Here is a 10,285-nt window from a genome sequence, read left to right on the forward strand (position 1 = left end):
GTACATCTCGTACGCGGACTCCAGCAGCTCCGCCAGCGGCTTGGGCCAGGTCACCTCGTCGAGCAGTTCGAGGCGTGCCTCGTACTCGATGCCTTCGGCCTTCATCGCGGCGACCGCCTCGCCGCGGGCCTTGAACTGCTGCGCGGACAGCACCTGGCGCGGGTCGTCCAGGATCGACTCGATCACACTGAGCACGTCGAGCGCGTACGACGGTGACTCCCGGTCGAGCAGTTCCACTGTGGCCAGCGCCAGCGGTGACAGCGGCTGGTTGAGCGCGAAGTCGAGCTGGAGGTCGACGGTGAGGCGTACCCGGCGGCCGGTCTCGTCCGGCTCGGGCAGCTCCTCGACCACGCCGCCGGCCCGCAGCGCGCGGTAGATGGCGATGGCCCGGCGGATGTGCCGGCGCTGCGCGGCCGGGTCCTCGTGGTTGTCGGTGAGCAGGTGCCGCATCGAGGCGAACGCGTCGCCGGGGCGGCCGATCACGTTGAGCAGCATCGAGTGGCTGACCTGGAAGCTGGACGTGAGCGGCTCCGGCTCGGCCTCGACCAGGCGCTGGAACGTCGGCTCACCCCAGCCGATCGAGCCCTCCGGCGGCTTCTTCTTCACCACCTTGCGACGCTTCTTCGGGTCGTCACCGGCCTTCGCGAGGGCCTTCTCGTTCTCGATCACGTGCTCGGGGGCCTGCACCACGACCCGGCCCAGCGTGTCGAATCCGGCCCGCCCGGCCCGGCCGGCGATCTGGTGGAACTCGCGGGCCTTCAGCAGGCGCGTCCGCACCCCGTCGTACTTTGAGAGGCCGGTGAACAGCACGGTGCGGATCGGCACGTTGATGCCGACGCCGAGCGTGTCCGTACCGCAGATGACCTTGAGCAGGCCGGCCTGGGCGAGCGTCTCGACCAGGCGGCGGTACTTCGGGAGCATGCCGGCGTGGTGCACGCCGATGCCGTGCCGGACCAGCCGGGACAGCGTCTTGCCGAAGCCGGAGGTGAACCGGAAGTTGCCGATCGCCTGGGCGATCATGTCCTTCTCGGCGCGGGTGCAGACGTTCACGCTCATCAGCGCCTGGGCGCGTTCCAGCGCGGCGGCCTGGGTGAAGTGCACCACGTACACCGGGGCCTGCTTGGTCTCCAGCAGTTCCTCGAGCGTCTCGTGCAGCGGCGTGGTCGCGTACGAGAAGAGGAGCGGGACCGGCCGCTCGGCCGAGCGGACGACGGCGGTCGGCCGCCCGGTGCGCCGGCTCAGGTCGTCGACGAAGCGGGTGGTGTCGCCGAGCGTGGCCGACATCAGCACGAACTGGGCCTGCGGCAGCTCGATCAGCGGCACCTGCCACGCCCAGCCCCGGTCCGGCTCGGCGTAGAAGTGGAACTCGTCCATGACCACCTGGCCGACGTCGGCGCGGCGGCCCTCGCGCAGCGCCAGGTTGGCCAGGATCTCCGCGGTGCAGCAGATGATCGGCGCGTCCGCGTTGACGCTGGCGTCGCCGGTGAGCATGCCGACGTTCTCGGCGCCGAAGACCTCGCAGAGCGCGAAGAACTTCTCCGAGACCAGCGCCTTGATCGGCGCGGTGTAGAAGGTCGTGCGGTCGTCGGCCAGCGCGGCGAAGTGCGCCGCGATCGCCACCAGGCTCTTGCCCGAGCCGGTCGGCGTATTCATGATCACGTTCGCGCCGGAGACGATCTCGATGACCGCCTCCTCCTGATGGGGATAGAGGTTCAGGCCGCGCTCGGACGCCCAGGAGGCGAACGCGTCGTAGAGGGTGTCGGGATCGGCGGTCTTCGGCAGCGCGGCGGTGAGAGTCATGGCGGCTCCCATCGTGCCTGGATCACACCGCGCCGCGCCAACCGGGTTCAGCGCAACGGGTTCAGCGCCGCCGGTGGATCAGGTCGAAGACCTCCCGGCCCGCGGTCAGCGCGCGGCGCTCGAACTTCGTCACCGGCCGGTGCGCCGGACGCGGCGCGTAGCCGCCGTGTACGTCGACCAGCTCCGGGTCGGCGGTGAGCGTCTCGCGCATCGACTCGGCGTACTGCGCCCAGTCCGTCGCGCAGTGCAACGTGCCGCCCGGGGCCAGCCGGGACCGCAGCAGCGCCACGTGCGCCGGCTGAATGATCCGCCGCTTGTGGTGGCGCGTCTTCGGCCACGGGTCCGGGAAGAAGACGTGCACCGCGTCCAAGCAGCCCTCCGGCATGGCCCGGACCAGGTCCAGCGCGTCGCCCTCGGCCACCCGTACGTTGTCCAGACCGTGGCGTTCCACCAGGTCGAGCAGGTTGGCGATTCCCGGCGTATGGACCTCGACCGCCAGATAGTGTCGGTCCCGGTCGGCCGCCGCCATGGCGGCGGTGGCGTCGCCCATGCCGGAGCCGATCTCCAGCACCAGCGGCGCCCGCCGTCCGAACAGCGCCGCCGGATCGCACGGCCCGTCGAGGGCGGCGATCCTGAGGCCGTACGCGGGCCAGAGCCGGTCCAGCGCGTCGCGCTGCCGGTCGCTCATCCGCCCGCGACGCGGATGGAAGGTGCGGATGCGGGCGGCGGGAAGGTCGGTGAGGGTCACAACGAGCCGAGCCTAGCCCGGATCGGATGTGATGTGCGGCCGGGGGTGAGAGGATTCATCCCGTACGCCGGGAGGGGTCATGGGGTCGTTCAGGGTACGTGAGGCGCTGCTGGTCGCGGTCGCCGCGTGCGCCGCCCCGCTGGTCGGCGCGCTGCCCGCCCAGGCCGCGCCGCGCGCCGCCGAGCCGGTGCCGGAACAGCCCCCGGCCGACGTGATCTTCGTGGAGGTCACCCCGGGCACCGTGTCGCCCGGCTACCTGGTCGGCATCCGGGCGAGCTGCCGGAACAACACCGTGCCGGCGATCGTCACCTCGGACGCGTTCGGCAAGATCCAGGTGCAGCCGCAGCGCGGCCTGCTCACCGCCTCGCCGATGGTGCACGAGCGCACCCGGCCCGGCAACTACCGGGTCAAGCTGGAGTGCCCGGGCGGGGAGACCGCCTCCACCATGCTCCAGGTGGTCAAGCAGGGGCAGCCCACCCGGCCGCCGACCCACGGGCCCAGTCACCTGCCCAGCCGCGGCCCGGCGACCGGGTTCGGCGGCACGGCCGGTCCCGGCCTCGGCGGCCTGCTGGTGCCGGTCGGACTGGCGGTGACCATGGTCGGCGCCGGGCTCGGTGTGGCCGCGTCCCGCCGCCACGCCCGTGGCGCCGCCGGACGCTGAGGCCCGCCATGGCCGAGCACTTCGTCCCGCCGCCCGCCGCATCCCGGCGCTCCGGCTGGCCGTTCGTGGCTCTGCCCCCGCCCGCCGCGCCGCCCACGGGCTCGGCCCGGCCGTCCCGGGCCGGGCCGCCCGCCGACGCCGCCCGGTTCTCCAGGGCTGATCCGGCCGCCACGCCCCGGACCGGCCCGCGCTCGGGGAGTGGGTCTGCCGCCGGGACGGGTCCGTCCGCCGGGACCGGATCGTCCGCCGGGACCGGATCGTCCGCCGGGACCGGGTCGTCGGCCGTGCCGGTCTCCGGGTCGCGGCCGTGGATGCCGCCGCCCGCCGCGTCGCGACCGTGGTATCCGCCGTCGGCCGATCCGCCGGCCCTGCGCCCACGCCCCGCCGGGCCGCCGCCTGTCGAGCCGCCACCGGCATCGCCGGGCGGGCGGGGCCGGGGCCGGGGCTCCTGGTCGAAGCCGCTGGCAGTGGTGCTGGTGCTGGTCGGTGTGTTCGCCACCGGGGCCGGGCTGGGGCGCACAGCCGGGCCGTTCGACTTCGCCGACGCGTCGACCGAGTCGAGCGGATCGGGCGGTTCGGGCGCGGCGGCGGCCCCGGCGAACGCTGCCGCTCCGGCCCGGAAGCCGGCGAGCCGGCCGGTACGCCTGGCGGTGCCGGCCATCAAGGTCAACGCGCCGGTCACCCCGGTCGGGCAGGCGAAGGACGGCTCGGTGGACGTACCGCCGCTGACCGAGCACGACCAGACCGGCTGGTACGACAGGGGAGCGGTGCCCGGCGACCCGGGTCGGGCGATCATCGTGGGCCACGTCGACACCAAGAGCGGCCCGGCCGTGTTCTACCGGCTGCGCTCGCTCAAACCGGGCGCCCGGATCCAGGTGACCCGCGCGGACCGCAGCGTGGTGACGTTCAAGGTGGACAGCGTCGAGTACTTCGACAAGTCGAACCTGCCCGCCGCGCGGGTCTACGGCGACTCAGGTCCGGCCGAGCTGCGCCTGATCACCTGCGGCGGCGAGTGGGTCGGCGGCCGTACCGGCTACCAGGACAACGTGATCGTCTTCGCGTCCCTGGCATCCTGACGGGCCACCGCCCCGGTCGATCATGAGGTTGGCGGTGACAAAACGGACGTCGAGCGCCGCTAACTTCATGATCGACGGAGAAGGGGGATGGGGAGGGGTCAGGGCTTGGCGGGGACCTGCTGGACGACCTCGAACTCCAGCAGGTTCGCGCCGGTGGCGACCGGCTTGCGCGGCTCGCCGCCCTCGGCGTGCGCGGCCCGGGACGGGCCCTGCGCCCACGCCTGGTACGCCTCCTCGCTCTCCCAGCGGGTGTACACGAAGTAGCGGCTCTCCCCGGCGACCGGGCGCAGCAGCTCGAAGCCGAGGAAGCCGGGGGAGTTCTCCACCGCGCCGGCCCGGGCCGCGAACCGCTTCTCCAGCTCCTCGCCGGCGCCGGGCGGGACGTCGATCGCGTTGATCTTCACGACTGCCATACGTCCACCCTAACGAGCCTCGGACTCAGAACGTCTCGACGGCCGGCGTCAGGTCGGCGTCGACCACCACCGGGGCGTGGTCCGAGGGACCCTTGCCCTTGCGGGCCTCCCGATCCACGTACGCGGAGCGGACCGCGCGGGCGAACGGCGCGCTCGCGTACACCAGGTCGATCCGCATGCCCTTGTTCTGGTGGAACATCCCGGCCCGGTAGTCCCAGTACGTGAACGGGTGCGGCCCCTTCATCGGCGTCGGCACCACGTCCTCCAGCCCGAGGTCACGCAGCGCGGCCAGGGCGACCCGTTCGGCCGGGGTGACGTGGGTGGAGGTGGCGAACAGCGCGGGGTCCCAGACGTCGGCGTCGGTGGGCGCGACGTTGAAGTCGCCGCAGACGGCCACCGGCAGGGGCCCGGCGACCTCCGGTTCCAGGGCGTCGCGCAGCGCCGCGAACCAGGCCAGCTTGTACGCGTAGTGCGGGTCGTCCGGCGTGCGGCCGTTCGGCACGTACACCGACCAGACCCGCAGCCCGTCGCAGGTGGCCGAGATGGCGCGGGCCTCGGGCTCGGGGAAGCCGGGCTCGCCCGGGAAGCCGACCGCCACGTCGGCGAGCCCGACCCGGGACAGGACGGCGACGCCGTTCCACCGGCCGTCGCTGTGGCTGGCCACCTCGTAGCCCAGCTCGCCCACCTCGGCGACCGGGAACGCCCCGTCCGGGCACTTGGTCTCCTGCAGGCACACGACGTCGGGTTTCGTGGTGGCCAGCCAGTCGAGCAGCCGGGGCAGGCGGGCCTTCACCGAGTTGACGTTCCAGGTCGCCAGGCGCATGGCCCCAGCCTGCCGCATCGCCGCCCGTCCCGCCGCCTCAGCGCTCCGGGGTGTCGCCGGGGCGGGTCTGCTCGGCCAGGAAGCGCTCCAGCTCGGCACCGAGCTCGTCGGCCGTGGGCAGCGGACCGGTCTCGCCGGCGAGCAGGCTCTTCTCGCCCCGGCCGCGGGCGAACGCGTCGTACTGCTCCTCCAGCGCCTGCACCAGCGTGGCCGCCTCCTCGGTCTGGGTGACCTGGCGGTCGATCTCCACCCGGACCGCCTCGGCGGCGGTGCGCAGGTCCTCGACCGGCAGCAGCAGGCCGGTGCTGCGGGACACGGCGGACAGCAGCGCCTCGGCGGCGGCCGGGTACTCGGCCTGGGCCACGTAGTGCGGCACGTGCGCGGCGAACCCGAGGGCGTCGCGGCCCTGCTCGCCGAGGCGGTACTCGAGCAGGTGACCGACGCTGGCCGGCACCTGCACCTTCTGCAGCCACGGCTCGTGGCCGGCGATCAGGTCCTTGCGCGTGGCGTGCGCGGTGACGCCGCTGGGCCGGGTGTGCGGCACCGCCATCGGGATCGAGTTGAGCCCGACGGTGAGCCGGACGTCGAGGCGGGCGCAGAGGCCGGCGACGGCGGCCACGAAACGCTCCCACTGCAGGTCCGGCTCGGGGCCGGTGAGCAGCAGGAACGGGGTCTCGTCGTCGTCGCGCAGGAGGTGCAGCTCCAGCGCCGGGGCGTCGTAGTCGGCCCAGTGGTCCTCGACGAACGTCATCACCGGGCGGCGCGAGCGGTAGTCGAAGATCTGGTCGACGTCGAAGCGGGCGATCGTCCGGGCGTCGAGCGAGGTGAGCAGCTGTTCCCGGGCGAGCCGGGTGGCGTTGCCGGCGTCGACGAAGCCGGTGAGCGCCTGGATCAGCACCGGCTGGCCGAGCTCGGGCAGCTCGTCGGTGAGTTCGTAGAGCTCGTGTGGATCGAGCACCGGTGGGGTCCTCCCTGTCGACGCGTACGGGGGAGCGCCGAACGTGCGGTCTCCCCGGTTCGGCAAACGTACCGGGGGGTGTGGTCCATTCCGTTACGGACACCTCTGATGCCCGGATGGTGATCACGATTCGGCTACGCCCCGGTCCGGCGGCCGACATCCGGATCGTCCGAACGGACGAGTTAGTCGATCACCGGGCGGGACCGGGACATCTACGAGGTTCGTGCCGGGAGAGTTTCGGCGCGTGGCCGGCGGGTGATTCGCCGGGTTCCCGAGGTCTGTCGTCGGCTGGGCGCGGCAGGCCGCGAGTGTCCGGCCCGGGTCGGCCGAAGTGTGGCGAGGGCCACTCGACAGGCCTGGGTGATCCCGGTTTGCCCTGCCTAGCCTCGTCGGATGCGTAGCGACGGCACCCTCGACGACCCGTTCGGCCCCGGCCGCCCGGCTGACCGTTCGGACGATACCCCCTCCACCAACCGTTCGACGAGGCTCCAGGGACTCTTCCGGCGTACCCGCTTCTGGGCCCCCATGAACCCCCGGCCCGGCCGGACCAGGCTCGCGGTCGCCACCGGCGCGGCCTGCTGCCTCGGCCTGGTCGGCGTCAGCCAGGCCGGCTTCGGCGCGCCGGAGCGCGCCGCCGCCCCGGCGCCCTCGGCGGAGGTCGCCGAGCGCGCGGAGGCCGACGTCGCCTCCCGCGCGAGCGCCCGCCCGACCACCGCGCCGACCACCGCCGCCCCGTCCGCGACGGCGAGCCCGAAGGCGACCGCCAAGCCCAAGCCGAAGCCGACGAAGACGGTCCGGCAGATCGTCCCGGTCGCCGGCCTGGACCGGACCCAGATGAACAACGCCAAGAAGATCGTGCAGGCCGGCAAGGAGATGGGCGTGCCGCGCCGGGCCCTGGTCATCGCGGTGGCGACCGCGATGCAGGAGAGCACGCTGCTCAACTACGCCAGCGGCGTGCTGCCCGAGTCGCAGAACTACCCGCACCAGGCCATCGGCTGGGACCACGACTCGGTCGGGCTGTTCCAGCAGCGGCCGAGCAGCGGCTGGGGCACCGTCGAGCAGCTCATGGACCCGGAGTACGCGACGAAGGCGTTCCTGTCCGCGTTGGAGGAGATCCCCGGCTGGCAGGACCTGCCGCTGTCGGTGGCCGCCCAGGCGGTGCAGATCTCGGCGTTCCCGGACGCGTACGCCCAGCACGAGTGGCGGGCCGGCGAGGTGGTGGCCGAGATCCTGGGCTGAGCCGGACGAGTGGTTGCCGAAGGGTCGATTCGGGTATCACGGGGCTTGCCGGTCCCAGGTACACATGAAGGGGACCGCGGGACGGAGGACACCATGTCGCTGATGCAACGGATCACCGCCTTCCTGCGGTCGCCGCGGGGCCAGCAGTTGGTCGACCGCGGCCGGCGTGAGATGTCCAAGCCGGAGAACCAGGCCCGGCTGCGGCAGATCGCGACCCGGCTGCAGTCGCGCCGGCGCTGACCCGCGTCACCCCCGCCGCACGAGCCCCCGGAGCCCTTCGTGACCGACCCCGCCCCCGTCGGGGAGCCCGACGCCGTCCCCGCCCCCCCCGCCCCCCCGGGGGCCGCGCCCGCGGCGCCACCGGCCCAGCTCTGGGACCGGATGCGGGCGGACCCGCCGTACGCCGGCTCGGGCCGGAGGCCGCGCAGTGGGCGGCCCGGGAACGCGCCCTGCGGCCGGACGCGCCGCCCGAGCAGCTGGCGGACCAGGCGGTCCGCAAGTTCGTCAACCACGCCCGGCTCTCCGGCGCGGTCTCCGGCGCCGCCGGGCTGCCCGGCGCGGTGATCGACGTGGGCGTGCTGGCCTGGACCCAGGCCCGGCTGGTGCTGCACGTGGCGGCCGCGTACGGCGCCGACCCGACGCACGTCGACCGGGCCACCGATCTGCTGGTGCTCCAGCGGGTGCACAAGGCCGCCCAGACCGCCCGCCTGGCGCTCGGGGTGGCCGCCGGCCGGGAGCGGGCCGGCGCGTTGTTCGGCTCCGCCGCCGATCGGGCGCTGGGCCGGGTGATGCTCCAGCTCGGTGTCCGGCTGGCCCGGATGGCCGGGGTACGCGCCGCCAAGCGGATGTTCGCCAAGGTCGTGCCGGGCGCCGCGATCGTGCTCGGCACCTGGGCCAACTCGTCGGCCACGAAGGAACTGGCCGACCGTACGCGCGCCCTCTACCGGGCCGGTGGTCCCCGGCCGCTTCCCGGCCCGCGTCAGCCCTGACCCTCCTCGGCCCTGGGTCCGTCCGTCCGGCCCGCGCCGGTCAGCTCGCCCAGCCGGACGAGTTCCAGGCCACCTCGGCCAGCCGGCCCTGCCCGGCCGCGTTCGGGTGGAACCAGTCCAGCGCGTTCACCTGGTCCAGCGTGAAGCGGTGACGGTGCACCGCGCCGCCGTCCCAGCGGCAGCGTGACCCGTACGCCCGGCAGGCGGCGCGCAGTTGTCCGTCGTACGCCTCGATCCGGTCCCGGACGCGGGCCCGGCGGGCCACCGCGGCGGGCGCGGTCGACGTGGCGTCTGCGAGCAGCGCCGGGCAGACGCCACGCGACCAGGCCCGCACGGCGCGGGGCTCGGTGTGCCCGATCTGCCAGAGCCGGTGCAGGTCCGGGATGCTGACCATCAGCACCCGGGCCTTCGGCCGGCCCTCGCGCAACACGCCGAGCGCCGCGTCGACCTGATCGCGGAACGTGGCGACGGGCGTCATGTCGTCGACGTCGCCCCGGCAGGCGTCGTTCGCGCCGATCAGCACGGTGACCAGGTCGGCCTTGTCGCGTACCGCCGACCGGGCCTGGCCGGTCAGCGCGGACGCGCGGGCCCCGGGCGCGGCCCGGTTGTACGCCCGCAGCCCCGGCGCGTCGGCGCGCAGCCGCCGGTAGACGCTCTCCACCCGCAGGCCGTCCCCGGTCGACCAGGAGTTGCGTTCGCAGCTCACCAGCACCAGGCAGGAGCCGTAGCCGGTGCTGACCGAGTCCCCGAGCGCCGTGAGGACCCGGGGCTCGCCGGGGCGGGGTGTGCCGGAGGGCCGGGGCGACGCCTCGCCGGAGCCGTCACAGGCGAGCGCGACGAGCGCCGCCAGGCAGGCCAGTGCGGCGATCCAGCGTCGAGGCATGGGTTCCCCCGTCGGGCGGCGGCAACGGGCGCGTCGACCCTATGCCCCGGCGGGGTCCCGGAAGTGGTTCTGTCGGCTATCAGGCATAGACCACTGTCGTTCACATCTGTCGGGTCGGCGCCGGCCGGCCGTGCAGCCACCGGTGCAGCAGGCGGGTGATCCGGGGCAGCACCAGGTAGGTCATCAGCGGGGTGAGCACGAGCGTCATCAGCAGCGTCCGCCCGGCCAGCGGCACGTCGGCGAGGAACCGGGCGGTCAGCAGCGTGGCGGCCAGGCTGAGCGGGAAGAACGCCAGCCAGATCGTGACCGCCTGCTTCCAGCGCGGCGGCGCGGCCGGCTCCGGCTCGCCGAACGTCTCGACCACGTGGTCCACCGGCGGGTCGAACCAGCCCTCGATGCCGGTGCGCCGCTCGACCCGGGTGTGCTCGACGATGCCCTGCGCCGAGCTGAGCCACCAGCGCCGCTGCGGCGAGTCCTCCCAGCCGCGCAGCGTGTCCGCGTCGGCGAAGCGGTACATCACGTGCCACTCGCCGGAACCGGGGGCGCTGCGGACGAAACCGGCGCCGAGGAAGCCCGGGAAGCTCTCCGCGAGCGCCGTACCGGCCCGCATCCACGCCACCACCTCGTCGGTACGCGCGGGGTCGGCGCGCCGGGACACGGCGACGGTCACGGGTCCGGCGTGCGTCGTGGTCATG

The 10,285-nt window shown here is 74.0% G+C and carries 11 protein-coding genes and 1 pseudogene; 5 read left to right on the forward strand and 7 right to left on the reverse strand.

What is annotated here, in order from left to right:
- Together KBX39_RS12090 and trmB are read right to left on the reverse strand one after the other, a co-directional pair.
- Window positions 1-1,800, reverse strand: a 1,800-nt coding sequence (locus KBX39_RS12090) for an RNA helicase (protein WP_210870495.1), incomplete at its 3' end; no start/stop codon positions are given.
- A gap of 61 nt (window positions 1,801-1,861) precedes the next feature.
- Window positions 1,862-2,548 carry a tRNA (guanosine(46)-N7)-methyltransferase TrmB gene (gene trmB, locus KBX39_RS12095; RefSeq protein WP_064447508.1) on the reverse strand — a complete coding sequence of 229 codons (687 nt, stop codon included), beginning with the start codon at window positions 2,546-2,548 and terminating at the stop codon, window positions 1,862-1,864.
- Between the two features lie 79 nt (window positions 2,549-2,627).
- On the opposite strand from trmB, the gene KBX39_RS12100 reads away from it, so the two are divergent.
- Window positions 2,628-3,209 carry a hypothetical protein gene (locus tag KBX39_RS12100; protein ID WP_210870497.1) on the forward strand — a complete coding sequence of 194 codons (582 nt, stop codon included), beginning with the start codon at window positions 2,628-2,630 and terminating at the stop codon, window positions 3,207-3,209.
- 368 nt (window positions 3,210-3,577) lie between these two features.
- On the forward strand, window positions 3,578-4,285 hold the full coding sequence (locus KBX39_RS12105) for a class F sortase (protein ID WP_247660115.1): 708 nt from the start codon (window positions 3,578-3,580) through the stop codon (window positions 4,283-4,285).
- A gap of 98 nt (window positions 4,286-4,383) precedes the next feature.
- Here KBX39_RS12105 and KBX39_RS12110 read toward each other — a convergent pair whose 3' ends face one another.
- Genes KBX39_RS12110 through KBX39_RS12120 form a run of 3 tightly spaced genes read right to left on the reverse strand, consistent with a single transcriptional unit; the run spans window position 4,384 to window position 6,479 of the window.
- Window positions 4,384-4,698, reverse strand: a complete 315-nt coding sequence (locus tag KBX39_RS12110; RefSeq protein ID WP_043325067.1) for an antibiotic biosynthesis monooxygenase — start codon at window positions 4,696-4,698, stop codon at window positions 4,384-4,386.
- Window positions 4,699-4,723: 25 nt separating this feature from the next.
- A complete protein-coding gene (locus KBX39_RS12115) occupies window positions 4,724-5,521 on the reverse strand; it encodes an exodeoxyribonuclease III (RefSeq protein WP_210870498.1) in 798 nt (265 codons plus the stop codon).
- Between the two features lie 37 nt (window positions 5,522-5,558).
- Window positions 5,559-6,479 carry a proteasome assembly chaperone family protein gene (locus KBX39_RS12120; protein WP_043325065.1) on the reverse strand — a complete coding sequence of 307 codons (921 nt, stop codon included), beginning with the start codon at window positions 6,477-6,479 and terminating at the stop codon, window positions 5,559-5,561.
- A gap of 393 nt (window positions 6,480-6,872) precedes the next feature.
- On the opposite strand from KBX39_RS12120, the gene KBX39_RS12125 reads away from it, so the two are divergent.
- The 3 genes and pseudogenes from KBX39_RS12125 to KBX39_RS12135 all read left to right on the forward strand — a co-directional run bounded on the left by KBX39_RS12125 (window position 6,873) and on the right by KBX39_RS12135 (window position 8,707).
- Window positions 6,873-7,718 carry a hypothetical protein gene (locus tag KBX39_RS12125; protein ID WP_064447510.1) on the forward strand — a complete coding sequence of 282 codons (846 nt, stop codon included), beginning with the start codon at window positions 6,873-6,875 and terminating at the stop codon, window positions 7,716-7,718.
- 93 nt (window positions 7,719-7,811) lie between these two features.
- Window positions 7,812-7,958 (forward strand): hypothetical protein, encoded by a 147-nt coding sequence (locus KBX39_RS12130; RefSeq protein ID WP_166456378.1) that lies wholly within the window; start codon window positions 7,812-7,814, stop codon window positions 7,956-7,958.
- A gap of 39 nt (window positions 7,959-7,997) precedes the next feature.
- Window positions 7,998-8,707, forward strand: a pseudogene (locus tag KBX39_RS12135) (EcsC family protein).
- Window positions 8,708-8,747: 40 nt separating this feature from the next.
- Here the strand turns inward: KBX39_RS12135 and KBX39_RS12140 are convergent.
- Together KBX39_RS12140 and KBX39_RS12145 are read right to left on the reverse strand one after the other, a co-directional pair.
- The gene (locus KBX39_RS12140) at window positions 8,748-9,590 is read right to left on the reverse strand and encodes a GDSL-type esterase/lipase family protein (protein WP_210870500.1); all 843 of its coding nucleotides are present in this window, start codon (window positions 9,588-9,590) and stop codon (window positions 8,748-8,750) included.
- A 100-nt stretch (window positions 9,591-9,690) separates the two neighbouring features.
- On the reverse strand, window positions 9,691-10,284 hold the full coding sequence (locus tag KBX39_RS12145) for an antibiotic biosynthesis monooxygenase (RefSeq protein ID WP_210870502.1): 594 nt from the start codon (window positions 10,282-10,284) through the stop codon (window positions 9,691-9,693).
- Between the last annotated feature and the right edge of the window lies 1 nt (window position 10,285).

It is taken from the genome of Micromonospora sp. D75 (assembly GCF_018070405.1).
Taxonomy (GTDB): Bacteria; Actinomycetota; Actinomycetes; order Mycobacteriales; family Micromonosporaceae; genus Micromonospora; species Micromonospora chalcea.

Coding starts and splice junctions, on each gene's coding strand:
- KBX39_RS12115 (WP_210870498.1), bottom strand. CDS start 5,521: ATGCGCCTGGCGACCTGGAACGTCAACTCGGTGAAGGCCCGCCTGCCC.
- KBX39_RS12140 (WP_210870500.1), bottom strand. CDS start 9,590: ATGCCTCGACGCTGGATCGCCGCACTGGCCTGCCTGGCGGCGCTCGTC.
- KBX39_RS12125 (WP_064447510.1), top strand. CDS start 6,873: ATGCGTAGCGACGGCACCCTCGACGACCCGTTCGGCCCCGGCCGCCCG.
- KBX39_RS12110 (WP_043325067.1), bottom strand. CDS start 4,698: ATGGCAGTCGTGAAGATCAACGCGATCGACGTCCCGCCCGGCGCCGGC.
- KBX39_RS12145 (WP_210870502.1), bottom strand. CDS start 10,284: ATGACCACGACGCACGCCGGACCCGTGACCGTCGCCGTGTCCCGGCGC.
- KBX39_RS12130 (WP_166456378.1), top strand. CDS start 7,812: ATGTCGCTGATGCAACGGATCACCGCCTTCCTGCGGTCGCCGCGGGGC.
- KBX39_RS12100 (WP_210870497.1), top strand. CDS start 2,628: ATGGGGTCGTTCAGGGTACGTGAGGCGCTGCTGGTCGCGGTCGCCGCG.